The following is a 24,811-nucleotide window of genomic DNA, read 5'->3' as shown; positions in this document are numbered from 1 at the left end:
TTTGATGAGGCCAGCAATGTAGCGGTTGATGTGGCGCTTACCTATAACGACGATTTTAAAGAACATATATTTTCTTACGTAAATAATATTAATACCATTGAGGGCGGAACGCATGTTTCCGGTTTCCGCACAGCTATTACCCGCGTATTTAAAACCTATGGCGATAAGAATGGTTTGTTTGAAAAAGCCAAGGTTGAAGTGGAGAGCGATGACTTTCGTGAAGGCTTAAGCGCTATTGTTTCGGTAAAAGTGCCGGAGCCCCAGTTTGAAGGCCAGACGAAAACCAAACTGGGCAACAGTGAAGTAAGCGGTATTGTGCAAACAACCGTGGCAAGGGCATTGGAAGCTTACCTGGAAGAAAATCCAAGAGAAGCCAAGAATATTGTAAGCAAAGTTGTACTGGCTGCGCAAGCCCGTGTGGCTGCCCGTAAAGCCCGTGAACTGGTGCAACGTAAAACGGTTTTAAGCGGCAGCGGCTTGCCGGGTAAACTGGCCGATTGCAGCAGCCGTGATCCCGAGAAGAGTGAATTGTACCTGGTTGAAGGCGATAGCGCCGGCGGTACCGCCAAACAGGGCCGCGACAGAACATTCCAGGCAATTTTGCCTTTGCGCGGTAAGATACTGAACGTGGAGAAAGCAATGGAACATAAAATTTATGAGAATGAAGAAATACGCAACATCTTTACTGCTATGGGCGTAACTATCGGTACGCCGGAAGACCCTAAAGCATTGAATACGGCAAAGCTTCGTTATCATAAACTCATCATTATGACCGATGCCGATGTGGATGGTTCGCACATTGCCACATTAATCCTCACATTTATTTTCCGTTATATGAAAGAACTGGTAGAACAGGGATATGTTTATATTGCCCAACCGCCATTGTATCTGGTAAAAAAAGGAAAAGAACAGGAATATGCTTTTGATGAGGAACAACGTAAATTCTGGATTGAGAAATTAAGCAACGGCAGGGAAGACAGCGTGCATGTGCAGCGTTATAAAGGTTTGGGTGAAATGAATGCAGAGCAGTTATGGGAAACCACCATGGACCCTGCAAGGCGCACTTTGAAAAAAGTAACCATTGAAAGCCTGGCCAATGCAGATGAAGTGTTCAGCATGCTGATGGGCGATGAGGTAGCGCCACGCCGCAGCTTTATTGAGAGCCACGCCAAGTATGCTAAGATTGATATTTAGGTAACTATTCGGATGAAATAATGAAGATAATGTTAAGATGAAATAATTTTAGCGGGGGTGCTATATTGAAATGAAATTTAAATAGCAACATTTTTTTGCTATTGCCGCCATTAGTAGGCATGTTAATGAAAAAGCATAGAGCACTCCTATGAAAATGGCCTTTTTCATTTTTGAAATTATTTAATTAAGCAATAATTAATTTTTATAGTGCGCAAGGGATAAATCAGTGAATAATATTTCTTTGTCAGACCTCACCCCCTAACCCTTCCCGAATGGTCGGGACAGGTTCTCCAAAGGAGAGGGGAGCTAAAACCGAACAACACAAAACACTTTTTTACACCTTGTAGAGTATAGAAAGGAGAGAGCAGCTTGTTTTTGATTTGTATAATTATATAGCAAATAAATCCAATCATTAAATTGCCGCCGTGAAAATTTTTCTCATTGGTTTAATGGGCAGCGGTAAAAGCTACTGGGCGTATAAAATAAGCAAAACGCTTGATATTCCAGCATTCGATTTGGATGCAGCCATTGAAAGCGCTGAAGGCAAAACAATAGCTGAAATATTTGCCGAAAAGGGCGAAAGCTATTTTCGCTTAAAAGAAAATGAAATACTGAAAAGCTTTGCGCAAAAAGAGAATTTCATATTGGCTGCCGGCGGCGGGGCGCCCTGCTTTCATGATAATATGGAATGGATGAATGCCAATGGCATTACTATCTGGATTGATGAACCGGTTTCTGTAATTGCTGCACGGCTGCAAAAAGAAAAATCGCATCGCCCCCTGATAGCCAATGTGGCTGATGAAGCGCTTGAAAGTTTTTTTTATGAAATGCGCAACAAAAGAAGGCCTTTTTATTCAAGTGCAAAATATCATTTAAACAGCGGCGATCTTGCAGAAAAACATTTTCTTGAAATACTTTCGCCATCATGAATAAATCCTACTTAATAATAGCGGCCTTTTTAGGCGCTTTATCCGTTATGCTCGGTGCATTTGGCGCGCATGGCTTAAAAGGAAAAATGCCCGAAGACGGGCTCGCTATTTTTGAAACCGCTGTAAAATACCAGTTCTATCATGTATTTGCTTTGCTTGCTGCGGCAATCGTTAACCAATTTATTCCCGGCAGTTTATTAAGCTGGAGCGGCAGGTGTTTTGTTGCCGGCATTGTATTGTTTTCCGGTTCGCTGTATTTACTTTCCTATTTTAAAATGATTGGCAATACCCAAATGAACTGGCTTGGCGCTGTAACCCCTTTTGGCGGCCTTTGCTTTATTGCAGGCTGGCTGCTGCTGGCTTTTGCCGCGATTAAGAATTAATGTTGTGCTTGGTGAATGGTGGATTTGGTATTCCCAACTCACTTAAAGTATTAATACGGCAGGTTTCTCAGTTTGTTTTCATTCAGTATAATTATTACGCCGCCCTGTATATCTATAAGCTTCTCCGATTTGAAGTCGGATAAGGTTCTTATAAGCGATTCGGGGGCAATGCCTGCGGCTTTTGCAAGGTTTTCCCGCGATAGCCTGATCTCTTTTTTGCTATCAGCGCGGCCATTAAATTTATCGAGCCAAACAACGATCTGGTAAGCCACTTTTTTTCTTAAAGAATTATAGGCAAGGCTTAAAAGGTTCTGTTCTTTTTCAAGCACATTATGCGCCACAAGCTTAATGAACTGCCTGGCAACCTGTGCATCGGCAGAGACCAGCTTTAAAAAATCATCTTTCGGTATCACCAGTATTTCGGCATCTTCCAGCACCTGTGCGCTTTCGCGGTAAGTAATGTTTTCAAGCACATACGTATAGCCGGCGAAATCGCCGGTACTTAAAATATCTGTTATCAACTCTTTGCCGTCTTCATTGGTTTTATAGATTTTTACCTTGCCGCTTTTGATGTAATATACTGCTTTGGGGCGCTGGCCTTCCGTATATATCATTTGCTTCTTTTTATAATCATACAGTTCTCTTTCTTCGGAAGTAAGCTCAAGGGTGCCCGTGCTTTTCAGGTTCTCAATAAATGTGCGCACATCATCAATGCCGCCTGTTTGAGGGCCTGCAAAATGTTTTTTTACGGCTTCTGCCCTTTTCAGGCGTATTTCCACGGCTTTCATTAATTCAATGCCGTCAAAAGGTTTGGTTATATAATCATCGGCACCCAGTTCCATGCCTTTGCGCAAATCGGCCTTTTCTGATTTTGCCGTAAGAAATATAAACGGTATGCCGTAGGTTTCTGCATGCTGGTTTAATAAATGCAGCACGCCATAGCCATCTAAAACAGGCATCATTATATCGCATATGATCAGGTCGGGGATTTCTTTTATGGCGGTTTCAGCGCCAGTTTTTCCATTGGGGGCTGTAATCACATTATAATTGGCAAGCTCTAAAATCTCTGCAATGTTCTCTCTTACTTCATCATTGTCTTCTATAACAAGAATTTTTTTCATGGCTATATCTATGCGGTTATTATTTGGGGAATATATATGGTAAATGTTGAGCCTTCATTGAGCCTGCTGTCTATTTTAATGGTCCCGTTCATTAATTCAAGGTATTTTGTTACAATATGCAAACCTAAGCCGGTGCCTTGTATGTTAAATGCATTTTTTGCCCTGAAAAAGCGCTGGAACAAATGCTGCAGGTCTTCTTCTGAAATGCCAATGCCATGATCCTGTATGCTTAAAACGAGCCCGGTTTCATTAATTGTACAATAAACATGTATCACAGAATGTTCCGGTGAAAATTTTATGGCATTGGACATTAGATTAATAAAGATGTTTTTTAAAAGATGCTTATCAATACAAACTGCGGCTGAGCCATTATGCTCAAACTGGATTGTTTGGCCGGGTTTGCAATTTACCTGTATTTCATTGATGGTGTTCCTTATGTCGCCAAACAATGCAATGGCAGGTATATTTTCCATGGATGTTTGAATAAGCCCTTCATCCAGCTTATCAAGCGAGAGAAAATCATCGAGAATAAGCCGCATATCGTTTACGGCATTTTTAATGCGGCTTATATGTTTGGCCCTTTTTTCGGGCTCATCCAGGCTGTTATATTTTTCCAATAAGAATGCTGAAGAAAGAATGGTGCTTAACGGCGTTTTAAATTCATGTGAAGCCATTGAGACAAACCTTGATTTAAGCTCACCCAAATCTTTTTCAACCTTTAATGCATCGCTTAACTCCAGTTTGGATTTTTCCAGGGCGCTTAAAGTTTCACGCAACATTTTTGTACGGTCTTCCACTTTCTTTTCAAGCCCGCTGTTTAGCTGTTTTATTTCAGAAGTTATACGTTCCAGTTCTTCTTTTTGTTTTATCACCATCTGTTCATGGTCTTTGCGCACTGTTATATCAATAACAAATGCAATAACAAAAATTTCGCTGTTCACTTCATAATTGCTCAGGCTTACTTCAACCGGAAAGACAGAGCCGTCTTTCTTCTGTGCAAATAAATCACGCCCATGCCCCATGGCGCGGGGCGATGGATGCGCATAAAAATCTGCCCGGTAATGTTCATGCTTCATTTTTACGGCTGCGGGCAATAAGGTTTCTATCGGCTTGCTTATTATTTCTTCTTTTTTATATCCAAAGTCTCTTTCGGCCTGTTTATTAAAATTAATGATAAACCCTTTTTTGTCTGTTACTATAATGCCGATAGTAGCATAGCTAAACAGGGCTTCAAACCACTGCTCATCACCATTTGTTTTAGCTTTTGTATGTGCCTGCATTATTCAACAGATATAACGGAACGGCCAAATTTAATTTCTAATCGCCGTAACCCTGCAAAGCTCCGGCAAAAAAAAGTTGACGAGCATCATATTTTAACAGGCATGCGGTCATGTTTTGCCGGCGTATCAAGCAATAATTTTACAGATGTAAAACGATACAGGAACGATTCAATAAAAGAATAGCGGTTATTCTTTTCTGCATAAGCCAGGCATTGGTATAACATAATTTACTGTTTTGTAAACGTATCTACTCATCTTGTTGTTTTATTTATATGAAAAAGGAGGCTTTTCTAAGCTTCCTTTTTTCCGGCATAGCACAATATGCTGAATGTATTTCGACTTCGCTCAATACAAACAGGCTTCGGCTCCGCTCAGCCTGTTATTGCGGTTTCAAAACAATATATTTTAATACTTTTACCATGGCAGTGTAATTATTAATAATTCAATCATTTTTTATGCAGCATAAAACACATTACGATACGGTTTCAAAAGCTATTGATGCATTACGCCTGCAGGGATATACAACTGATTTTAATATTGAAGAGAATGTAGTGGCCTGTACAGCAGGCAGATTTGCCGCAAAAGATTTTGATATTGTGGATGTATATAGGTATGAAGGCAATTCAGATCCTGCTGATGAAGCAGCCGTATATGCCATTACATCTTCCAATGGAGTAAAGGGGATTTTGGTAACGGGCTATGGCGCTTCAGCAGATATTTCTGATGCGGAGCTTCTTGAAAAACTTGCAAAAGCCTGATACCTGATAACAGCATTTCATACATGCCATCCGCAGAGCGCAGAGCCTTTGGCGTTTATATTTTGTATCCGGTAAATGTATAATGATGAAAGCCGAAGTTTTATTTGAAGAAGTTCAAAGTTTCAGCAAAAGGCCGGTTCAGTTATTTTGCAAAATTTCAATCGGCTTGCTGATTGTTGCGCTTAGCATTGTTTTACTCATTGATAAAGGAGCGCCCGGCTTATTGGACACAATATTTTTCCGGGCATTAATCGTTTGTATCATCACCGCTTTTTTTACCATGTATATGCGTAATTATGATGCAGCAAGAGAATATTCAGGCTGGGGAATAAAGCTTGGGCCTATGGGCCGGGGTTATATCCATTCCGGGAATACAGGGCTTCAACTTATTTTAAACGATAATACAAAGGTGCTGATAGGCACACACCGCACTGATGAAATGGAGGCCGTTTTACATGCTTTGAAGTTATTATAAGAAGCTGCGGCCCGGTTTTATTACACATCCGCTTTATCAATTATCCACAGAGGAGAAATCATATTCATACAGGCCCAATCGCCGCGGTAGCAGGGTTTGTTGCCAAACACAGAACAAGGCCTGCAATACAGTTCTGCCTGAACAGCATTGAAAGCATCCTGTCCAAAACCATAGAAGCCTGCAAAAGGATGCGTGGCGCCCCATACGCTCACTACCGGCACGCCATATAAAGCAGCAAGGTGCATATTGCCGGAATCCATGCTGATCATTAAATCGAGATGGCTGATGAGCATAAGCTCTTCTTTAAATGACAGCCTGCCGGCCATATTGATAATGTTAGGATAGGCTTTTTGCCAGGTTTCAAACTGCGTTCGTTCATTACTGCCGCCAAAAAGAAATACGGTATTGTCTTTGGCTGATAAAGCTGCGATCACTTTTTCCATCTCATCAATGGGATAGGTTTTTTCCTTATGCCTGCCAAAAGGGGCAATGCCTATTTTTGTTTGATGGCTATTGCTTAATAATTGCTCCACCACAGCGTTAACAGGCAGCTTTACCCTTTCCTGTTTTATGGAAAGGTCAACAGGATAGCCCAATGCTGTAAATACATCTGCATAACGCTGAAAGCCTGTGCGCAGGGGCTTCAATATTTTATTATGTTTTCGTGTCAGTTCTCTTTTTTCTTTCCTGCCTTTATCAATAACAGATATTTTTTTCCCGGATATTTTAAACAGGAAAGAGAGCAGTTTTGTGCGCAGCACATCATGCAAGTCAGCAACCGCTGTAATATTTTCTATTTTTTTTAACTGGCTGAAAAGCCTCATCAGGCCTGCAAAGCCATGGTATCTGCCATGTATATCAGCGCCAAAAAATGTAAGGCGGGGAATGTCATCAAACAAGGCGCTGAACTTTGCATCAGACACAAAAGTCACGATGAGCGCAGGATGTTGCTGAAGCAATTGTTTTACCACAGGCACAGTCATGGCTACATCGCCCATTGCCGAAAACCGCATAACCAGTAAATGTGCAGGTGTATTCACTGCTTAATTTTTGTTTGCATACAAAACAGGGTTTAAAGAGGGGTCGTTGTACATCTTCATCTGCTTATACACTTTCATATATTTTTTGCCTTCTGCTATTTCCTGCAACAGTTCATCAATGGCAGCGGAAAGATCGGACTGCTGCTGCAAAAGAACAGTAAGCTTGCCGGCACAGGCAACCCGGTGCCCTTCTGTGGCATCAGCCCTTTCAGCTTCCTGCCGCATGTGATAAATCTTAAGCGCTAATATAGAAAGCCGGTCAATGGCCCAGGCCGGGCTTTCCGTGTTAAACTTCGCATCGGGCCGGGCCTTAATGTTTTTGTATTTATCAAGGAAATAGCTGTCAATATATTCAACAAGATTGGTTCTTTGCTGGTTGGAATCGTCAATCCTTCGTTTTATGGTAAGGGCAAGCAGGGGATTGATAGATGGCTCTCGGATGATATCTTCCAAATGCCATTGCACGGTATCAATCCAGTTTTTTTTATAGAGCAAATGCTCAAGCGAAGATGCCCCGTAAGGATTTTGTTCAGCAGTATCCACATTATCATTAATATGGTAATCCTGTATGGATTGTTCAAATATTTCGTTGCAAAGCTTGCTTATCATGTATAACGTTATGCGGCAAAAATCGGCGAAAATATTTTGTAAACAAAAGCGGCTGAAACCGTAAATGAAAGTATAAATTTACCTGCGTTAATCATTGTATGAATATGTTTGCATCATTATGCAAGTTGTAACCGGCCTGAAACGGTAACGATGGTGTGAGCAGCTTAATAAAACCTTCCATGCGAAAAATAATAGTTTTTGTATTTGACATAGCGTTTGTTTTGTGTGCCGGGGCGCAACCGGCCAAAGATACTTCCATGCATGCCACGGCAGTAACCGTATGCGATTGCCTCGGCAAGGCTAATATAAGCGATTCAGGCTCTGCGCAGGAATTGCAGCAGGCCTTTTTAAACTGCATTACGGCTTCGCCTGATTTTCTTACGAAGGTAATGGCCGGCGGCGATATGGATGGCGCACAGCAGGCAGCAACAGACCTGGCTATGGAGCTGATGAAAATAAATTGCCCTTCTTTTATGAAAATTGCTATGGCCATGGCTGCCAATGGCGATGAAAGCGAACTGAATTTCGGCCTGCCTTCTGCGCCGCAGACAAAAGCGGAAAAGGCAGAAAGTGCAGATGGCACTGTGATTAATGTGGAAGAAAAAGATTTTCTTTACCTTACCCTTAAAACAACTGCCGGCCGTGAATTGAATTTTATTTATTATAACTATGTGCCCGGCTCAGATGAGTGGATAAAAAACCCTGTTGCCCAGCTTAAAAACAAAAATGTTTCGCTTTCTTATACGGAAACAGAAGTTTACCAGCCAAAGTTTAAACAGTTTATGAATGTGAAGCAGATAAAAACATTAATAATAAAATAGTATGCACAACTGCTGCGCATTTCTTTCAGCACTATGCAACCTGATAATAATAACAACAATAATAAAGCGCCGCAAATACTTAATGCTTCGTCTAACTTCCTTGGGTTTTGTTTTTTGGTTTTAACTTCCATAAAACTTTTCAAGTTTGGTGCAGTAACAATAATAGATGAGGTTACTGCGGTTTCCTTTGTATTATTCATGTGCAGTTGTTTATGTGCATTCCTCTCTATCCGGAGCAGGACAAAACGGGCCGAACTGTATGAAGCCATAGCCGAATACACATTCCTGGCAGGCCTTTTCAGCATTTTCTTTATGACGATATTATTTGTGCTGGAGATTATACATTAATGCCGGAATGGTTATGGCTTTAACGGCGTGATTAATATTTCGTGCATAAATTTGCAGCATGAATAATTCAATAGAGGCTTTGGTAGAGAGCGAAAAAGATGCCGGGTTAAGATTGATCGGTGAAAAAGTTTTAAATAACCAGCGCCTGCAGTTTGATGAAGGCGTTATGCTTTTTGAAAGGGCCGGCCTGCCTTACGTGGGCGCACTGGCTAATTATGTACGGGAAAAGCTGCATGGCAACAAAACCTACTTCAACCGTAATTTTCATATAGAGCCAACCAATGTTTGTGTTTTCTCCTGTAATTTCTGTTCCTATTCACGCATATATGCGCACCGTGAAGAAGGGTGGGAGCTGAGCAAGGAACAGATGATGCACATTATTCAAAAATATGATGGCAAGCCTGTAACGGAGGTGCATATTGTGGGCGGCGTGCACCCGAAAATGAATTTATATTTCTTTGAAGACTTATTGAAATCTATAAAAGCCCACAGGCCAGACCTGCACATAAAAGGCTTTACGGCCGTTGAACTGGAATATATGTTTCGGAAGGCAAAGCTGAGTGTGGAAGATGGAATGAAGTTACTGCACGAAGCAGGCCTTGATTCATTGCCCGGCGGCGGCGCTGAAATCTTTCATCCTGACATACGCGAACAGATCTGCGCCGATAAAGTTGATGCAGATGGCTGGCTGCATATTCATAAAGCCGCCCATAACCTGGGCATGTTTACCAATGCCACCATGCTGTTTGGCCATATTGAAAAATACTGGCATCGCATTGACCATATAGAGCGCCTGCGCCGGCTGCAGGATGAAACGCATGGCTTTAATACATTCATCCCGCTTAAATTCCGCAACAAGGATAATGACATGAGCAATGTGCCTGAAACCTCTTTGATTGAAGACATGAAAGTGTATGCCATTGCCAGGCTATACCTCGATAATTTTCCGCACATTAAAGCTTACTGGCCCATGCTTGGCAGGCAGAATGCACAATTGAGCTTATCTTTTGGCGTGAATGACCTTGACGGTACGATTGATGATACCACGAAAATTTATTCAATGGCCGGCAGTGAAGAACAAACGCCTGCTTTGTCAACAGCGCAGCTTGTTTCATTAATTAAACAGGTAAAACGGGAGCCGGTTGAACGCGATACCTTGTACAACGAGATAAAGAACTATACTGAAGATGATGTGCATGAGCTTGAAGTAAATCCATACTACAATTGACGTTAAGTTAATCGCGATTGGCCAGTAGTGAATGGTGCGTAAAGCGCCTCAGAACATGTCACTCACAATTGACAACCTACAAGTAACATTGTATTAATTTAAAAGCTTTGAAGATTCTGATATGAAAATCGCTATTATAAACGGGCCTAATTTAAACCTGCTCGGCAAACGTGAACCGGATGTTTACGGCAGCCAGTCATTTGAAGATTATTTTAAAACATTACAGCAGGCTTTTCCCGCTGTTGAGTTTTATTATTATCAAAGCAATGTAGAAGGTGAACTTATCAATGAAATACAGCGTGTAGGTTTTAGTTACGATGGCATTGTTTTAAACCCGGGCGGTTATACGCATACATCTGTTGCGCTTGGCGATGCCATTGCAGGCATTCATACAAAAGTGATTGAAGTGCACATCAGTAATGTGCATGCCAGAGAAGATTTCAGGAAGCTTTCCCATATATCGGGAAAAAGTGTGGGCAGTATTTTTGGGCTTGGTTTAAAAGGGTATGAGCTGGCAGTAAAGTGGTTTGCGGATAAGGCTCAATAATTACAACATTAACTCTTTCGCCGGATCCCAAAACAGTTTTTCGAAATCAACAACCTTATCATTTTCCACTTTTACTTTTTCTTTTTCCAGGCGTTTTTGCATTTCATGGGGTGAGCCAAAATGCATTTTGCCGCTTAATAAACCCACGCGGTTTACTACACGGTGCGCCGGCACTTTAGGCTTTGCATAACCTGCGGCAGTCATTGCCCAGCCCACCATTCTTGCGCTCATTTTTGTACCGAGATAACTGGCAACAGCGCCATAACTTGTAACCCTGCCTTTGGGTATTTGCCTTGCCACATCCCAAACGTCTTCAAAGAAGGAATGTTTATTGGCCAGGTCTTTTAAATGTTCTTTCGTGTCAGCCATATAGTTCAATGTTTAAGGTTTAAAGTTTAATGTTTAATGTCGGGTTGTGCGCATGCAGTTAACCCATGAACCTTTGGAACTTGTGCACTCCCGTAACTTTTACGGGTTTCAGCCAGTCAACTATTCAACCTTTCCCTTCCTTTTCTTCAGCAACAAACTTCTTCTTGGTTCTTCTACATTTTTATAATCGTAAGGACAGTTTTTGCAACCATTACCGCAGCAATAACCACGCTGCAATAAATAGGCTGCGGTAAACACAACCAGCCCATCGCTGTTAAAATAATAATCGTCGTCTTCAGTTAAGCGCCTGTTCACGAAATAATGCTTTTAATTGTTCGTCTTTTTCTTTTGGCAGGAATGCACTTAAAGTAAAAGCAAGGTAATGTACTTTATTGCTTTGGGCAATATCAAGGCTTTCATAATAGGTTTTTATGGTAAGCTCATCGCTTAAGCCGGTTTCTTTATATAAATCGCCTTTGTCTGCAATAATTTTTAATTCATATAAATCAATAACCGCTTTGGTAAAAATATACAGATCAGGACTGTCTGTTTTTAAATGAACAATGCCATCTTTTTGCAGGATGTTTTGATATAAGCGCAAAAATTTTGGATGGGTCAGGCGCTTTTTCATTTTTGAAAACCGCAGTTGCGGGTCAGGGAAAGTTATCCATATTTCGCTTACTTCGCCGGCAGTAAAATAATCTTCCAGCTTATCAATCTGGGTACGCAAAAAAGCAGTGTTTTTCAGGCCTTCGGTTAAAGCGGTTTTAGCGCCTTTCCATATACGGTTGCCTTTCACATCAATGCCAACAAAATTTCTTTCAGCGTATAATCTTCCCAGGCCCACAGCATATTCGCCTTTGCCGCAGGCCAGCTCAAGCGTAATGGGATTGTTGTTTTTAAAGAAAGCATGCCAGTTGCCCCGCATGTTTTGGGGGTATTGCAAAACGTTAGGGAACGTTTCCAGTTCTGCGAAACGAATTAGTTTTTTTTGCGCCATTAAAAAAAGGAAAGATGGATTGCGTGAAGAATTTGGTTACCCGGCCTGGATTCGAACCAAGACCATCAGAGCCAGAATCTGAGATACTACCATTATACTACCGGGCAATTTGGAGCGCAAATGTAGAGGTTTTAATGATTGTACAGAAATATGTTTGACAGATTTATTCTCTGCAAAACTCCCCAAATTTCAGCTTCATAAACCTGCCGGCTTTCCATAACAGATCAACCTGATTTTATACCGCACAAAAGATAGGGGATTGTATTACCGGAAGTGACTTTAATTTTGAAAGAAGAAAAATATATTAAGCATGAGGAATTTATTGTTTGTTTTTTTGTTTGTATCAAGCTGTTTACTTGTTAATGCAGCCGATGTTGATACTATTTCTGTTTATAGTAAATGCATGCATAAAAATGTAAAATGCGTTGTTATTACGCCATCAAAATATGATGCTGATACGGCGCATTTGCCTGTTGTGTACTTGCTGCATGGTTACAGCGGCAACTACAGCGACTGGGTTTCAAAAGCGCCAGACCTGCTGCAATGCGTTGATGAAAACGGGTTTATCGTGGTTTGCCCTGATGGCGCTTTTGGCAGTTGGTATTTTAACAGCCCGGTTGATACAAGCATGAAGTATGAAACCAATGTTGCACTTGAAATTCCGGCATATATTGATGCGCATTACAGAACCATCGCTTCCCGTAAAGCCCGGGCCATTGCCGGTTTAAGCATGGGCGGGCATGGCGCTTTATACCTTGCTATAAAGCACCGGGATATTTTTGGTGCAGCAGGCAGCATGAGCGGCGGCGTTGACTTCAGGCCTTTTCCCGATAACTGGGATATAAAAAAGTATCTTGGTGCTTATAATTCCAATAAAGAATTATGGGATAAAAACGTTGTGGTAAACCTTGCCGACTCTTTGCAAAACGGGGAGCTTACTCTGATAGTTGATTGTGGCGTGAATGATTTTTTTATACAGGTAAACCGGGATCTTCATAAGAAATTACTGGATAGAAAAATTGACCACGATTATATTGAAAGGCCGGGCGAGCACAACTGGCCCTACTGGAATAATGCAGTAAAATACCAGCTACTGTTTTTTCACCGGTATTTTACCGACAACAAAATGATGAACTGATAGAAAGAAAAGTTTACCTGAGCGGGAAGAATAATCCACCCTGAAAACTGATGTTATTAAAGTTGCTGAAACCATAATTATTATAAGAAACCATATTATAACCGGCGCCTATGGCACAGCATCAATATATGCCTGATCGGGTGGCTGAAGGTTTTTATAAGAATCGCCGTTATCCAGTACAACAACAAAATCTGAGATGCTGTATGTTTTAAATGCGCTGAAGCTTGTGGTTGTATCTGCATTGGTTACATAAAAATTCCTCGACTCTTCCTGTGTGAGGTTGTTCAGCGGTTCTTTGGCACAAATTTACGTTAGAATATAAGAACATTCAACAGACAATTATGTAATGTGAAACGTTTATTAAGGTTTTACTAAAACAAAAAACCGGTTTAAAACCGGTTCTTAATTAATTTTTTTGGAGAAACTGTGTCAGGCTCCTTTGCCGCCTATTATGCCTATTAATAATGAGATAATTGCCAGCACCAGCAATATATGTATTAAACCGCTTACACTATATACAAAAACGCCGAGCAGCCATCCTATTACAAGTATTACTGCTATGATATATAAAATACTTCTCATCCTTAAATGTTTTTATTTTATTAGTGATAATGTAAAAAATGTGCCAGGCTAATGAAGTCAGTAGCTTCTGAAAATTAGAAATCCTTTTCAGTTTTTATTGTACATAATATTCTACAAAGGCCTGTTATGTATGGGTAATGTGATAACGAAAGTGGTTGATTTGCCTGGCTCTGACGTTACTTCAATGGAACCATTATGCGCCTGTATAATGTTTAAAGTGGAAGCAAGGCCCAGGCCAATGCCATTTCTCTTTGATGTATAATAAGGTTCAAACAGCCTGGGGAGCTTATCTTCGCTTATGCCAAGGCCATTATCGGCAATTTCAATAACAGCATTGGTGCTGTCGTTTTTAACCGTTATTGAAATCCTGCCTTTATCATGTTCAATCGCTTCAACGGCATTAATTAAAATATTAAGCAATGCTATTACGATCTTATCAAAATCAACATAAATATTAATTAGTTCAGAAGGGCTTTCTACCTGCACTGCGATGTTTTTAAGGCTTATTCGGTCTTTTGCCGAATGAATGATCTCATCAATTACGGATTGCAGCACAGCATCTTTCAGTTGCATTTCTGCTGGCCTTGAACTATTAAGCAATTCCTTTATCAGCTCATTAATGCGGTTGCTGTTTCTGTAAATAATATCAAAATACAAGGCATTCTCTTCAGAAGCATCTGTACTGCGCAAATGCTCGCAGGCAAGGTTGATATTATTAATTGGATTGCGCACTTCATGTGCCAGCGTGCGAACAAGCCTGCCGGTGGCAGCAAGTTTTTCGGCACGGAGGTTTGCCCGCTCTGCCTGTTTAATAAAGCTTATATCGTTAATTACGCCCTGGTAATACGCTTTGCCATCGGCATCTTTTTCTTTGGTGGCAGAAATAATGCAGGCAACCGGCTTGTTTTTTTTATAACGTATTTCTGTTTGCCAGTTTTCAATAAAACCCTTCTGCTTCAGGTCTTCTGCTAACTTTCCCGATAAACGCTTATCTGTTAATAACTCTGTAAGCTTAACTTTAAATAAAGCGGTTTCTTCGCAGCAAAGCATGTGGCTGAATGCCGCGTTTATTTCGGAGAAACAAAGCGTGGCGTCTGTTACAAAAATGGCATCGCCGGATTTATCAAAAATGTTACGGTATTTTTTTTCTTTGGCTTTTAGCTCGTTTAATGTTTTTGCACGGTCTATGGAATATCGTATAGAGCGCTCCAGTTTTTCGCTGTTTAATTCGCCTTTCTCCAGGTAGTCAAAGGCGCCAAGCTTCATAGCTTCTTCATCAATATTGATATCTCCTTTACCGGTAAGCAATATAAAAGGAACATCGCTTTCAAGTTGTACCACTTCTTTAATAAGGTCAATACCCGATTTGGCGCCAAGGCGGTAATCCACAAGAAAAATATCATACTTTCCGCGTTTTATTTCATCCAATGCATTATTATAATTATAGCACCATTCTATAATAAAATTTTTCCCGGTTATATTTTTAAGATAATCGCTTGTAATAAAATAATCATCCTCGTCATCATCTATAATAAGCACATTTATATTATTTGTCATGATGTATCATCCTTTGTTCATCCCATTTATATAACATAACAAAATCATTTTCCATATTTGGTTTCCTTCGTTATTTATTATTCAATAATTGGTATTCTTTTATTTTATTATATAAAGTTTTCCTGTCAATCTTCATTAGCTTGGCCGCCTTGCTTTTATTGAAATTCACCTGTTTTAGTGCTTCCAGAATGGTTTCATATTCGGCATCTATGCTTGCCGACTTCAGGTTAAGGTTACCTGATTTTACAGGATGCTTCGCTACCGTTTGCCCTTCGGGCGCAGCCCCCTCTAAAACATTGTTATTCCTTACAGGCTGGGCCGGGATAAATTCATTGATCTTTTCATAATTCGTTATCTCGAAAGGAAGGCTTTTTAGTTCTATCGTATTGCCATCACTTAACAGCACGGCACGTTTTACCACATTTCTCAGTTCTCTCAGGTTGCCATGCCATACATAATTATTAAGCGCATAGACTGCTTCCGGAGAAAAACCGCTTACATTTTTTTCTAGTTCTTTATTGGTAACGCGGAGGAAGTAGCTGGCAAAATGCATGATATCTTCTTTCCTGTCGCGCAAAGGCGGGATCTCTATGCTGAATTCATTAAAGCGATGATACAGGTCTTCCCTGAATTTGCCTTCCTGCGTTGCATTCCACAGTTTTTCATTGCTTGCTACAATAATTCTTACGTCAAGCTCAATATCTTTTGTGCCGCCTACCCGCCGCATTTTTCTTTCCTGCACCACCCTTAATAATGAAACCTGAATATCATAAGAAAGGTTGGCCACTTCATCTAAAAAAATCGTTCCGCCATTCGCTAATTCAAAGCTTCCTGTTTTTTGATTTAACGCCCCGGTAAAGGAACCTTTTTCATGTCCGAATAATTCACTTGCAGCCAGTTCTTTGCTTAACGCGCCGCAGTCAATAGCAATAAACGGCTCTTTGGAACGCTTGCTGTGCCTGTGAATTTCGTTAGCAACGGCCTCCTTGCCGCTTCCTGTTTCACCATAGATAATTACGCTGTAATTGGTGGGCGCTACCAGCTTAACCTGTTTTAATATTTGCTGAAATGCCTGGCTTGGACCCACCACATAATCTTCATGCATAAATTCAATATCAGCGGCAGCGGTATCTGCATTTTCCTTTACGCGAACTGTTGTTGTTTTAGCCGGCTGGTGCTTTACGTCTTCGCCATTGGCAAGCGCCTGTTTTATGGTAACTAAAATTTCATCGGGGAATAGTGGTTTGGTGATATAATCATAAGCGCCATGCCGCATTATTTCAACAGCGCTTCTCACATCACTGTACCCTGTAATAATTAAAAAGGGGAGGGCAGGGTTTGTTGATTTCATTTTCTGCAGTATTTCCAAACCACTCATGTCTTCCAGCCTCAGGTCGCATAACACAATATCGGGCATATTTTCCTCATACCAGCTTAATGCTTTCTTTCCACTTATAAAATCGGTGACCTCAAAATTATTTCTCTCTAAAAATTTTTTAAGCAGCAGGCACATATCCCTGTCATCATCTATTACTAACACTTTAATCATGAATAAATCTTTGTAATGGTTTAAAATATTATTTGTTGCTGCCAACAATGCAAGTACAAGACCAAATTAGGAGCGCCTTGCAAGGAGCCTTTTCATAAGTAAATTTAGTTACAATTGGGAGAGGGCTGTAGAATTATCTCAACATTTTTGCAGTAAAAAACTATTTAAAAACAAGCCAGCTTAATATTGCATGTATTAAAGCAATTTTATAAAAAGCGATTAGGCATATTTTTTATTGTATAAATGGCTATGAACGGGAAAAAAGTGTTAATTATTGATGACGAAGTGGATTTGTGCATTTTACTTAAAAACTTTCTTACCAGGCAGCATTATGATGTGGTTATTTCGCACCGGCTATCCGACGGTTTAAGGGAGGCGCTTGATTTTTATCCGGATATTATTTTTCTCGACAATAACCTGCCCGATTCGCAGGGCTGGACAAAAGCCGGTTATTTGCTCGAAGCATTGCCTAATACAGCACTTTATTTAATCAGCGCATATAAATCGGCAGGTGAAAGTGTGCCTGAAAACCCGCGTATAACAGTTATTGAAAAGCCACTCTCGCTTAAAGCCATTGAAGACCTTATATCATGACGTGAACGGTTTTTTATGACGGAACTGAATATATCGCACAAAGACTTTCTTAAAATAACCAAAGATTATTCCCACGCTGCAGCCGTAGCCCACCTGGTTCTGGTTTATGTTACAGACAAAGAACAAGGCATAATAAGGCTTAAAAAAGGCAAAGGTTTTTCTTATTTGTTTAAGAATGATGTATTAAAAAGCAAACAGCAGTTAGAGCGCATCAGGAAATTAGTATTGCCTCCCGCCTGGAAAAATGTATGGATCTGTTACAAAGAAAACGGCCATCTTCAGGCTACAGGCTATGATGCGAGAAGCAGGAAACAATACCGGTATCATGCTTTATGGAATGCGCTGAGGAATGAAACAAAATTTCACCGCATGCATGAGTTTGGCAAAGTGTTGCCGCGGCTGCGTTTAAAAGCTGAAGAAGAAAGGATAGGCATGTAACCATTAAAGACAGCAACATAACATTTGCATTTACGGGCAAGCGCGGCATATCGCATAATATCAGCCCTTCATAATAAACGATTGGCAAAAGCTATAAAAGATTGCAGGGATATTCCGGGTGAGGAGCTGTTTCAGTATTATGATGAAAATGGCAGTCGCAAAAGCATTGATTCAAGCATGCTGAACAATTACATAAAGGAAGCCACAGGAAAAGATTTTACAGCAAAAGATTTCAGAACATGGGCCGGTTCTCTGCAAATGCTGCGCAGCTTAAAAGCGCTGGAAAGGGCGGAGGATGAATCAAAAAGAAAATCAAATATTGTTGCAGCTTTAAACGAAGTAAGCATAAAACCTGGCAATACGCGAACCGTTTGTAAAATATTATGTGCACCCAGGCATAATTGAATTATACGAAAAGAGCGAGCTTGAAAAATACCTTGATGCGCTTGATGAAATGGAACAACCCCAAAATAAGCCAGGCTTAACCAAAGATGAAAAAGTGCTGATGAAACTGTTGAGCGCACTGGTATCGTGAATCGTCCGTCAAACGCGCCCCCCGAATTTGATTAATAATGCTGACCTGTTTGTTTTCCTGATAAATGGCTGTTAATAAAATCAATTGCCGCATTATATACTTTCAGCCAGCTTCTGTGCAATAGAAAATCATGTATTTCGTCAGGCAATATCAATTCTTCATAATACACTTTTCTTTCCTTTAATTTTTCGGCCATTATTAAAGTTTGATCGAAAGGAACATTACGGTCATCATCGCCATGAATAAATAAAACGGGCGAACGCCAACTGTCAGCGTATGCAATGGGTGAGGATTGGTATGCCAGCTTCGCAAAATCCTGCTGCTGCCGGGGATCGTAGGTGGATATCCAGTTTTTCATCTCGCTGTTCCAATCGTGCACACCATGAATGTCAACACCACAGGCAAAGAGGTCAGATGCTTTTGCAAGGCCGAATGCAGTGAGATAACCACCATAAGAGCCGCCCCATAAAGCAATGTGTTTGGCATCAATGTCGGGCCGGGATTTTAAATACAAGCCCGCGCCAATTACGTCATTTACTTCAGATGCACCGCCTGCGCCATAGTTAAGGGCCTCGCGGAAATTTAAGCCATAGCCAATGCCACTGCGGTAATTCACACTTAGCACTATATATCCTTGTGAAGCGAAATATTGATTAAGCGCATAAGAATTGGAATAATAAAACATGTAGTGAAAAGCGGGCAGCATTTGCCTTCTGCTGCCGCCATGAAAAAAGATAAGTGCAGGATATTTTTGGCTTGAATTATAATTCGGCGGGAGAAAAATCTGCGCTGGTATTTGCATGCCATCTGTGGCTGTAATGCTGATGACCTGCGGCACAACAAGCGAAGAAGAAGGGAAGTTTTTCGGGAATTGGTCTTCTGCCAGATCAGTGAATTTTCCATTTGAAGAAATGATGGCCGGCCATAGCGGGTGCTTTGCCGAACTATGCAGCACGGCAACGCCGTTTGATGTGGCTGCAGGGTAAGCTTCTATGCCATCGCCTTCACTCAGCATTACCGCAGAAGGCGCACCTGGCGCGGTTTTATAAATATGGCGATGACTTATGTCGTTAATATTGGTGCTGTAAATAATTTCTTTCTTATCGTTTGATAAGGTTACATGTTCCACTTCACCCTCGCCTGGCGTAAGCAATTTGGTTTGCCTGGTTGTAATGTTTAAGGCATATAAATGCATCCAGCCTTCTTTCTCCCAGGGAAATACAAGGCTGCCATCTGCTGTAAACCATAAAAGGTTTTCGGCAACGGGCAGGTCATCAGGAAAAGCGCTGCCTGCGCCTTCATCTGCTTTCCAGATTTCCTGTGCCGCACCAGCGCTTACATTAAGCAGGCGTATGCTCCAGGGCTCTGCTGAACGCAAGGGTGTAAAAGGCAATACATTGCCCGAATACGGAACGCGGATATAAGCAAGCCATTTGCCGTCGGCAGACCATGCAGGCTCTGCGTCTGTTGCGGCGCCTGCATCAGGATACGCGAATGTTTGTGTTTCAAAATCATATATGCCAATGAAAGAATGGCTGCTCCTGCGGCTTACAAATGCCAGCTTATTATTTTGTGGCGACCACCTGAACTGTAACTGCGAACCTCTTGACTGAAAAAGTTTTTTAGGCAGCAGGCTGTCCATGCCCACGATCCATATTTGTGCATCATCGGCATACACCATGAATTTGCCATCAAACGAAACAGCCGGCGAAGTGCCTTTGCCAATTTTGTGAACACTATCTGCCTGCACACTGGCAATAAATACGGTTTCCTCAGCGCTTGTTTGCAAATGCGAAGGGTTAGCCGCCTCGCCCTTCCCGTTCTCACTGTTGCCGCGCACAAAGATCACTCTTTTATTATCCGGCGTAAAGGCAAGGCTGGTAATTTCCTGCCCGTCATCTTCTGTAAAATGTGTAACCGCTTTTGCTTTATCGGAATGTACATCTGCAACCCAAACATTGCGCACACCTTTATCATTAAAAACCCAGGTAATATAGTTACCATCAGGCGAACTATTCAGGTCTGAAGGAAAAGGTGCAGATAATAAGTTCTCAATGCTTAATTGTGCATGTGCATTAACGGATAATACCAGCAGCAAAAGGAATGATAATTTATGCATAAACAACAAGTTTTGGTTTACGGTGAAAGTTAAGTAAGTGAAAAGAAATTGTCAAATTATGATAAAGAAAAAACGCAGTTGTACGGAATTCTGTCCATTCAAACATTGGGGAGAGGGCACAACAACAGTTGAAATGTGTAAATTTTTATTCAGGCATATATACTGTAAGCTGCATGAACGCATTTTGCCTCACTTAAGATTATTAGAAAACATTTCTTATTTTGTTGTTTATAATTAATTACTTAAAATTAAAATCAACAAAAATATGTTGTCAGTTTTTTCAGAGTACAATGCAATTAAAAATGCAATAAACGAATTAATTGAAGCAAGCGGTTACAGGAATGACTATCTGGCAAAAAAAATCGGCATAAGTCAAGCTAATTTTTCTGTGAAAAAACAACGTGGTAGCTGGACGGATAAAGAAGTTGAAAAAATTGTTGAAGTGCTTACGCATGTAAATGAAGATGTTGATGATATGCTGATGCTGAAAGTGGCAAAAGCACGGGAAAATGAACCAACCGTTACTTTAGCTGACTATAAAAAAGAATTGCAGGAAATTTTCCTATAATTAATATTATGTTAAGTTTAAGATTGTAAAAAAAGAGTTTTCACTACCCGTTTCATTTAAACCTTCCATCCTCCTCCTCTGCTATTCCAACGACTTCCTCCTGCTCTCATAATTTGCTCTAACCTTGTTCAATGCCTGTATTAGATTTTCATTCATCGAATTTTCATATTCCAGCGCGGCCTGTTGCTGTGCATTCAAACTTTGATAATAGCGGCGTTGCTGCAACAAATCTCTTTCAACAGAAATTGCAATCCTGCCGGCAAGTTTTGTATCGCCTGCACGGTAAGCTGCTTCCATCATACCGAGTGAAATGCGGTTATGCATATTATTGCCCGAAGTCATGCCGTAAGGCAGGTTTTTTTCCAGTATCATTTTATCATCATGTTCCAGCACATTGCGGGCTTCTGCCAGTTTATTTTCATCAATAAGATCAAGCGCCAGGGCGAGATCAGCGCTCCGGATGCCCAGTAACTGTGTGCGGTTTACTTCATCATAATACACATTGCGCAGGTTAGCATTTCCGTAACCCCATTTTTTATTGTTCATTACAAGCGCATAACCTTTTACAGTGTTGATGGAAGGGTTCTCAACAGGCACAAGCCGGTATGTCATGCCTTCGCGGCGCAGGTATTTATCAAAGCCAAGCTTGTTATATGGCATAGTGAAATAGAGAGGCCTCTCCCATTTATTGGCTGCGATAATATTGAGAATGGCAAGATCATTTTTAAGCAGAATATTTTTAATCGGTAGCTCAAAACGCATGGCATCAGCAACCTTATCATTTGCCGTAACTGTTCCGTTGGTGCGTACCAATGCCGTATCAACCGGCACGGCCAGTTTGCGCACGGGAAACGTGTTCACCAATTCACCACTGCTGCTTTGCACCATCCTGGAAGGATCATCACTGCCCACCCAGTTCTTCATTATATCATATAGATTATAATACCTGTTGCCCGGAAATTGCGGGTTAGGCTGGCAAAAAACATAATCACGCTTATTGCCCTGCACCTGTTCCCTCGGCCATATCACATCAATAGAGCCGCTGCTGTTTACCCTATGCCTCAGCTCATTTATCTTCCAGTCAGAGCCCAGTAATGTTGTAATAATAATGCGCACATCCGGCCTTATGCCTTCCACTTCCTGTGCATACCATAAAGGATAGGTGTCGTTATCGCCAATGCTGAAAAGAATGGCGTTGGGTGCAAGGCTTTCCAGGTAATCGCGGGCAACATCCCTCGCCAGTTGTTTCTTATGGCGGTCATGGTCATCCCATTCCTGCGCACCCATTACCAAAGGAACAAGCAAGGTTACAATGAATGCGCCTGCTGTTATTGCATTTTTGTTCTTTATAATTTTTAGCAATGATGGAATGCCGTAAGCGATTAATGCAATAAGCAGGAAAATTGCCACACCAACTGTAATGGAAGCCGCGGCGCCATAGCCTGCAATGGCAATAAAGATGGCCAGTATAAAACTGATAAACGCTGCATTGATAAGCACATCTTTCAATAATTTTTTATTCCATGCAGATGCCATCTCTATAAAATATAAAACAGCAAGCCCGATCCATATTGCATACACATAAAACGATCCTGCATAAGCATAATCGCGTTCACGTGGCTGGTAACCCGGCTGGTTAATGTAAATAACAATGGCAAAGCCTGTGGAAAGAAACAGTAGCGCATTTACCAATGCATCACGGCCTTTCCTTTTCGCCTGGTATAATAAGCCAAGAACGCCAAGCACAAACGGCAGCATGAACATTACATTATGGCCCTTGCTTTTTTGAATGCTGCCGGGCATCATACTTTGATCGCCATACAAAATATTATCAATTACAGGAATGCCGCTTATCCAGTTGCCATCCCTTACATTGCCTGTAAATACGCCTTGTATATCGTTCTGTTTACCGCTGAAATTCCAGAAGAAATAACGGATGTACATGTAATAGGTTTGGTAACTGAGAAAGAAACGCAGGTTTTCTATAAAGGTTGGGTTGCGCTCGAATGTGCCATCCTGGTTTTTATTAATGCCGGTGAAGTAAGCATAATAATCTGCATGGTTCTGATCGTTGCCCATATCCCACATACGCGGAAAAACCATTTTATCTTTCGGCATAAAAACATAATCAAAATCTTTACCGGCAGGAATGTATGTATGTTCGCCTTTTTCATACTTCATGCCTTTATCAGCATAATCAACGGGCTGCGCTGTAAAGTTTTGCCCGTACAGTAAAGGGAAATCGCCATACTGATCACGGCCGAGATAACCTTCCAGTGCCTGCGGGTTATCTACGTTAAACATATCAATGGAAGGATCTGCATTGCTGCGTATCATGGTCGTAATGTAAGTGCTGTAGCCAATCAATGTAAATGCAATGCACCATAAAGCAAGCCGTAAATGCGGCCATGATTTTTTTTCAGCATACCGCAAACCCAGCCAGATACCAGCAGCAACAAGCAAAAAGAAAAATGCAAAACCGGAGAAAAAAGGAAGGCGCAGGCCATTTACAAAAAATATGTCGAATGCACCGGCGGCTTTAATGGAATATTGAATTACGCCTTTAAGGATTACGCCGAATATGATAACACCCAGCACCATGAAAATATATACGCCGCCGTATAGTTCTTTTTTGCCTTTGCCAAGGCGTTCTGTTAAAAACAATATACCAACAGCAATGATGGAAGCTAAAAATAGAAGGCCTGCAATGGTGTTATCTGCAGGAATGCCTCTTGATGCATCAGCCGCAGATTGCGCAGCCACCAGCGCCAGGATAAAGCCTGCAATGCCACCCAATAAAATGGCACGGATAAAATACTTTCTTATGGCAGCATAGTTGAAAGATGCTCTTCTTTTGAAATAATAGATCATCACAATGGCAGGAATGCATAATAAACAAAGCAGGTGCACGCCTATTGAAATACCAATCATGAAAAAAATAAAAATGAGCCATTTATCAGCGCCCGGATCGTCAGCAACACGCTCCCATTTTAAAGCTGCCCAGAATACAATGGCTGTAAAGAAAGAGCTCATGGCATACACCTCTCCTTCCACGGCACTGTACCAGAATGAATCAGTAAATGTGCCGGCCAATGCACCAATAAGGCCCGCAGCCATAATACTTCCTGCTTGCATGTTGGTTAATGGCTTTAATGCATCAGGCTGCACGATCTTCTTTGCAAAATGTGTTATCGTCCAGAATAAAAACATAATGGTAAAACCACTTGCCAAAGCGCTCATGATATTAACGGCTTTGGCAGCCGTATGCGGATCATTGCCAAACAGCACAATAAAAATTCTGCCAAGCATCACAAACATAGGCGCACCGGGCGGATGCGGTATCTGCAGTTTAAAGCAACTGCTTACAAATTCACCGCAATCCCAGAAGCTGCCGCCGGCTTCGCTGGTGAGGATATACACTGTTGAGGCAAGGGCAAAAATTATCCAGCCCGTAATATGGTTAATACGGTTATAGTTCATTTGTTTGCTGATTTATATGTGCTGTTTTATCAAGGCATGTTATATATTATGTAACCGGCGATAGTACAGGCATGAAGCACCTGTTGCGTCGCACACTTGTATGTCCGGTTCGTTATTTGGCATAGACCTCACCCCCAGCCCCTCCCGAA

28 protein-coding genes and 1 tRNA gene are annotated in these 24,811 nt (G+C 41.2%); 15 read left to right on the top strand and 14 right to left on the bottom strand.

Annotated elements, in window-relative coordinates:
• From QM629_RS03535 to QM629_RS03525, 3 genes are all read left to right on the top strand, one after another.
• On the top strand, positions 1 to 1,194 hold a 1,194-nt coding region (locus QM629_RS03535), incomplete at its 5' end, for a toprim domain-containing protein (protein WP_415157250.1).
• Positions 1,195 to 1,619: 425 nt separating this feature from the next.
• Complete coding sequence (locus QM629_RS03530) at positions 1,620 to 2,123, top strand: shikimate kinase (protein ID WP_415157248.1); 504 nt, start codon at positions 1,620 to 1,622, stop codon at positions 2,121 to 2,123.
• Positions 2,120 to 2,506 (top strand): DUF423 domain-containing protein, encoded by a 387-nt coding sequence (locus QM629_RS03525; RefSeq protein ID WP_415157246.1) that lies wholly within the window; start codon positions 2,120 to 2,122, stop codon positions 2,504 to 2,506. Before QM629_RS03530 ends, QM629_RS03525 begins: the two co-directional genes overlap by 4 nt.
• 50 nt (positions 2,507 to 2,556) lie before the next feature.
• Here the strand turns inward: QM629_RS03525 and QM629_RS03520 are convergent, their stop codons facing one another.
• From QM629_RS03520 to QM629_RS03510, 3 genes are all read right to left on the bottom strand, one after another.
• Positions 2,557 to 3,627: a response regulator gene (locus QM629_RS03520; RefSeq protein WP_415157244.1), complete on the bottom strand. Its 1,071-nt coding sequence runs from the start codon at positions 3,625 to 3,627 to the stop codon at positions 2,557 to 2,559.
• Between the two features lie 8 nt (positions 3,628 to 3,635).
• On the bottom strand, positions 3,636 to 4,907 hold the full coding sequence (locus tag QM629_RS03515; RefSeq protein WP_415157242.1) for an ATP-binding protein: 1,272 nt from the start codon (positions 4,905 to 4,907) through the stop codon (positions 3,636 to 3,638).
• An 86-nt stretch (positions 4,908 to 4,993) separates the two neighbouring features.
• Positions 4,994 to 5,131, bottom strand: coding sequence for a hypothetical protein (locus QM629_RS03510; protein WP_415157240.1), 138 nt, complete (start codon positions 5,129 to 5,131; stop codon positions 4,994 to 4,996).
• Between the two features lie 231 nt (positions 5,132 to 5,362).
• Between QM629_RS03510 and QM629_RS03505 the strand changes: the two genes are divergently transcribed.
• Together QM629_RS03505 and QM629_RS03500 are read left to right on the top strand one after the other, a co-directional pair.
• Positions 5,363 to 5,665 carry a hypothetical protein gene (locus tag QM629_RS03505; protein ID WP_415157238.1) on the top strand — a complete coding sequence of 101 codons (303 nt, stop codon included), beginning with the start codon at positions 5,363 to 5,365 and terminating at the stop codon, positions 5,663 to 5,665.
• An 82-nt stretch (positions 5,666 to 5,747) separates the two neighbouring features.
• The gene (locus tag QM629_RS03500; RefSeq protein ID WP_415157236.1) at positions 5,748 to 6,140 is read left to right on the top strand and encodes a hypothetical protein; all 393 of its coding nucleotides are present in this window, start codon (positions 5,748 to 5,750) and stop codon (positions 6,138 to 6,140) included.
• A gap of 20 nt (positions 6,141 to 6,160) precedes the next feature.
• On the opposite strand, the gene QM629_RS03495 is transcribed toward QM629_RS03500, so the two are convergent.
• On the bottom strand, positions 6,161 to 7,180 hold the full coding sequence (locus tag QM629_RS03495) for a glycosyltransferase family 9 protein (RefSeq protein ID WP_415157234.1): 1,020 nt from the start codon (positions 7,178 to 7,180) through the stop codon (positions 6,161 to 6,163).
• A 3-nt stretch (positions 7,181 to 7,183) separates the two neighbouring features.
• The gene (locus tag QM629_RS03490; protein ID WP_415157232.1) at positions 7,184 to 7,789 is read right to left on the bottom strand and encodes a DUF4254 domain-containing protein; all 606 of its coding nucleotides are present in this window, start codon (positions 7,787 to 7,789) and stop codon (positions 7,184 to 7,186) included.
• A gap of 179 nt (positions 7,790 to 7,968) precedes the next feature.
• Between QM629_RS03490 and QM629_RS03485 the strand changes: the two genes are divergently transcribed.
• The 4 genes from QM629_RS03485 to QM629_RS03470 all read left to right on the top strand — a co-directional run bounded on the left by QM629_RS03485 (position 7,969) and on the right by QM629_RS03470 (position 10,733).
• Positions 7,969 to 8,610, top strand: coding sequence for a hypothetical protein (locus QM629_RS03485; RefSeq protein WP_415157230.1), 642 nt, complete (start codon positions 7,969 to 7,971; stop codon positions 8,608 to 8,610).
• Positions 8,611 to 8,643: 33 nt separating this feature from the next.
• A complete protein-coding gene (locus QM629_RS03480; RefSeq protein WP_415157228.1) occupies positions 8,644 to 8,958 on the top strand; it encodes a hypothetical protein in 315 nt (104 codons plus the stop codon).
• Positions 8,959 to 9,016: 58 nt separating this feature from the next.
• Positions 9,017 to 10,186, top strand: a complete 1,170-nt coding sequence (gene mqnE / locus QM629_RS03475) for an aminofutalosine synthase MqnE (protein WP_415157226.1) — start codon at positions 9,017 to 9,019, stop codon at positions 10,184 to 10,186.
• A 121-nt stretch (positions 10,187 to 10,307) separates the two neighbouring features.
• A complete protein-coding gene (locus tag QM629_RS03470; protein WP_415157224.1) occupies positions 10,308 to 10,733 on the top strand; it encodes a type II 3-dehydroquinate dehydratase in 426 nt (141 codons plus the stop codon).
• Here the strand turns inward: QM629_RS03470 and QM629_RS03465 are convergent, their stop codons facing one another.
• From QM629_RS03465 to QM629_RS03450, 4 genes are all read right to left on the bottom strand, one after another.
• The gene (locus QM629_RS03465) at positions 10,734 to 11,102 is read right to left on the bottom strand and encodes an MGMT family protein (RefSeq protein ID WP_415157222.1); all 369 of its coding nucleotides are present in this window, start codon (positions 11,100 to 11,102) and stop codon (positions 10,734 to 10,736) included.
• 120 nt (positions 11,103 to 11,222) lie between these two features.
• Complete coding sequence (locus QM629_RS03460) at positions 11,223 to 11,417, bottom strand: DUF5522 domain-containing protein (protein ID WP_415157220.1); 195 nt, start codon at positions 11,415 to 11,417, stop codon at positions 11,223 to 11,225.
• Positions 11,398 to 12,102: a tRNA (guanosine(46)-N7)-methyltransferase TrmB gene (trmB, locus tag QM629_RS03455; RefSeq protein WP_415157218.1), complete on the bottom strand. Its 705-nt coding sequence runs from the start codon at positions 12,100 to 12,102 to the stop codon at positions 11,398 to 11,400. Before trmB ends, QM629_RS03460 begins: the two co-directional genes overlap by 20 nt.
• 33 nt (positions 12,103 to 12,135) lie before the next feature.
• Positions 12,136 to 12,209: transfer RNA gene (locus tag QM629_RS03450), tRNA-Gln, on the bottom strand.
• Positions 12,210 to 12,412: 203 nt separating this feature from the next.
• On the opposite strand from QM629_RS03450, the gene QM629_RS03445 reads away from it, so the two are divergent.
• Positions 12,413 to 13,240, top strand: coding sequence for an alpha/beta hydrolase (locus QM629_RS03445; RefSeq protein WP_415157216.1), 828 nt, complete (start codon positions 12,413 to 12,415; stop codon positions 13,238 to 13,240).
• Between the two features lie 429 nt (positions 13,241 to 13,669).
• Here the strand turns inward: QM629_RS03445 and QM629_RS03440 are convergent, their stop codons facing one another.
• From QM629_RS03440 to QM629_RS03430, 3 genes are all read right to left on the bottom strand, one after another.
• A complete protein-coding gene (locus QM629_RS03440) occupies positions 13,670 to 13,822 on the bottom strand; it encodes a lmo0937 family membrane protein (protein WP_415157214.1) in 153 nt (50 codons plus the stop codon).
• Positions 13,823 to 13,933: 111 nt separating this feature from the next.
• Complete coding sequence (locus QM629_RS03435) at positions 13,934 to 15,379, bottom strand: ATP-binding protein (RefSeq protein ID WP_415157212.1); 1,446 nt, start codon at positions 15,377 to 15,379, stop codon at positions 13,934 to 13,936.
• Between the two features lie 70 nt (positions 15,380 to 15,449).
• Complete coding sequence (locus QM629_RS03430) at positions 15,450 to 16,928, bottom strand: sigma-54-dependent transcriptional regulator (protein ID WP_415157210.1); 1,479 nt, start codon at positions 16,926 to 16,928, stop codon at positions 15,450 to 15,452.
• A 249-nt stretch (positions 16,929 to 17,177) separates the two neighbouring features.
• Between QM629_RS03430 and QM629_RS03425 the strand changes: the two genes are divergently transcribed.
• The 4 genes from QM629_RS03425 (at position 17,178) to QM629_RS03410 (ending at position 18,495) form a co-directional block, all read left to right on the top strand.
• Positions 17,178 to 17,522: a response regulator gene (locus QM629_RS03425; protein WP_415157208.1), complete on the top strand. Its 345-nt coding sequence runs from the start codon at positions 17,178 to 17,180 to the stop codon at positions 17,520 to 17,522.
• A gap of 15 nt (positions 17,523 to 17,537) precedes the next feature.
• The gene (locus QM629_RS03420) at positions 17,538 to 17,960 is read left to right on the top strand and encodes a hypothetical protein (protein ID WP_415157206.1); all 423 of its coding nucleotides are present in this window, start codon (positions 17,538 to 17,540) and stop codon (positions 17,958 to 17,960) included.
• An 81-nt stretch (positions 17,961 to 18,041) separates the two neighbouring features.
• Positions 18,042 to 18,365: a hypothetical protein gene (locus QM629_RS03415; RefSeq protein WP_415157204.1), complete on the top strand. Its 324-nt coding sequence runs from the start codon at positions 18,042 to 18,044 to the stop codon at positions 18,363 to 18,365.
• Entirely contained in the window at positions 18,346 to 18,495 is a 150-nt protein-coding gene (locus tag QM629_RS03410; protein ID WP_415157202.1) for a hypothetical protein, read from the top strand. Before QM629_RS03415 ends, QM629_RS03410 begins: the two co-directional genes overlap by 20 nt.
• 31 nt (positions 18,496 to 18,526) lie before the next feature.
• Here QM629_RS03410 and QM629_RS03405 read toward each other — a convergent pair whose 3' ends face one another.
• Entirely contained in the window at positions 18,527 to 20,614 is a 2,088-nt protein-coding gene (locus QM629_RS03405; RefSeq protein WP_415157200.1) for a S9 family peptidase, read from the bottom strand.
• Positions 20,615 to 20,879: 265 nt separating this feature from the next.
• On the opposite strand from QM629_RS03405, the gene QM629_RS03400 reads away from it, so the two are divergent.
• Positions 20,880 to 21,182 carry a hypothetical protein gene (locus QM629_RS03400; protein ID WP_415157198.1) on the top strand — a complete coding sequence of 101 codons (303 nt, stop codon included), beginning with the start codon at positions 20,880 to 20,882 and terminating at the stop codon, positions 21,180 to 21,182.
• A gap of 81 nt (positions 21,183 to 21,263) precedes the next feature.
• On the opposite strand, the gene QM629_RS03395 is transcribed toward QM629_RS03400, so the two are convergent.
• The gene (locus QM629_RS03395; RefSeq protein WP_415157196.1) at positions 21,264 to 24,662 is read right to left on the bottom strand and encodes a DUF2723 domain-containing protein; all 3,399 of its coding nucleotides are present in this window, start codon (positions 24,660 to 24,662) and stop codon (positions 21,264 to 21,266) included.
• Positions 24,663 to 24,811: the final 149 nt, after the last annotated feature.

It is taken from the genome of Parafilimonas sp. (assembly GCF_047606085.1).
GTDB lineage: Bacteria > Bacteroidota > Bacteroidia > Chitinophagales > Chitinophagaceae > Parafilimonas.
This window is presented reverse-complemented; position numbering and strand designations above follow the sequence as displayed.

Bases quoted from the DNA above. Each gene is read 5' to 3' on its own strand.
- QM629_RS03520 (WP_415157244.1), bottom strand. From the start codon at position 3,627: ATGAAAAAAATTCTTGTTATAGAAGACAATGATGAAGTAAGAGAGAAC.
- mqnE (WP_415157226.1), top strand. From the start codon at position 9,017: ATGAATAATTCAATAGAGGCTTTGGTAGAGAGCGAAAAAGATGCCGGG.
- QM629_RS03420 (WP_415157206.1), top strand. From the start codon at position 17,538: ATGACGGAACTGAATATATCGCACAAAGACTTTCTTAAAATAACCAAA.
- QM629_RS03515 (WP_415157242.1), bottom strand. From the start codon at position 4,907: ATGCAGGCACATACAAAAGCTAAAACAAATGGTGATGAGCAGTGGTTT.
- QM629_RS03425 (WP_415157208.1), top strand. From the start codon at position 17,178: ATGAACGGGAAAAAAGTGTTAATTATTGATGACGAAGTGGATTTGTGC.
- QM629_RS03465 (WP_415157222.1), bottom strand. From the start codon at position 11,102: ATGGCTGACACGAAAGAACATTTAAAAGACCTGGCCAATAAACATTCC.
- QM629_RS03525 (WP_415157246.1), top strand. From the start codon at position 2,120: ATGAATAAATCCTACTTAATAATAGCGGCCTTTTTAGGCGCTTTATCC.
- QM629_RS03445 (WP_415157216.1), top strand. From the start codon at position 12,413: ATGAGGAATTTATTGTTTGTTTTTTTGTTTGTATCAAGCTGTTTACTT.
- QM629_RS03505 (WP_415157238.1), top strand. From the start codon at position 5,363: ATGCAGCATAAAACACATTACGATACGGTTTCAAAAGCTATTGATGCA.
- QM629_RS03470 (WP_415157224.1), top strand. From the start codon at position 10,308: ATGAAAATCGCTATTATAAACGGGCCTAATTTAAACCTGCTCGGCAAA.
- QM629_RS03490 (WP_415157232.1), bottom strand. From the start codon at position 7,789: ATGATAAGCAAGCTTTGCAACGAAATATTTGAACAATCCATACAGGAT.
- QM629_RS03395 (WP_415157196.1), bottom strand. From the start codon at position 24,662: ATGAACTATAACCGTATTAACCATATTACGGGCTGGATAATTTTTGCC.
- QM629_RS03405 (WP_415157200.1), bottom strand. From the start codon at position 20,614: ATGCATAAATTATCATTCCTTTTGCTGCTGGTATTATCCGTTAATGCA.
- QM629_RS03480 (WP_415157228.1), top strand. From the start codon at position 8,644: ATGCAACCTGATAATAATAACAACAATAATAAAGCGCCGCAAATACTT.
- QM629_RS03400 (WP_415157198.1), top strand. From the start codon at position 20,880: ATGTTGTCAGTTTTTTCAGAGTACAATGCAATTAAAAATGCAATAAAC.
- trmB (WP_415157218.1), bottom strand. From the start codon at position 12,102: ATGGCGCAAAAAAAACTAATTCGTTTCGCAGAACTGGAAACGTTCCCT.
- QM629_RS03430 (WP_415157210.1), bottom strand. From the start codon at position 16,928: ATGATTAAAGTGTTAGTAATAGATGATGACAGGGATATGTGCCTGCTG.
- QM629_RS03510 (WP_415157240.1), bottom strand. From the start codon at position 5,131: ATGTTATACCAATGCCTGGCTTATGCAGAAAAGAATAACCGCTATTCT.
- QM629_RS03440 (WP_415157214.1), bottom strand. From the start codon at position 13,822: ATGAGAAGTATTTTATATATCATAGCAGTAATACTTGTAATAGGATGG.
- QM629_RS03500 (WP_415157236.1), top strand. From the start codon at position 5,748: ATGATGAAAGCCGAAGTTTTATTTGAAGAAGTTCAAAGTTTCAGCAAA.
- QM629_RS03485 (WP_415157230.1), top strand. From the start codon at position 7,969: ATGCGAAAAATAATAGTTTTTGTATTTGACATAGCGTTTGTTTTGTGT.
- QM629_RS03435 (WP_415157212.1), bottom strand. From the start codon at position 15,379: ATGACAAATAATATAAATGTGCTTATTATAGATGATGACGAGGATGAT.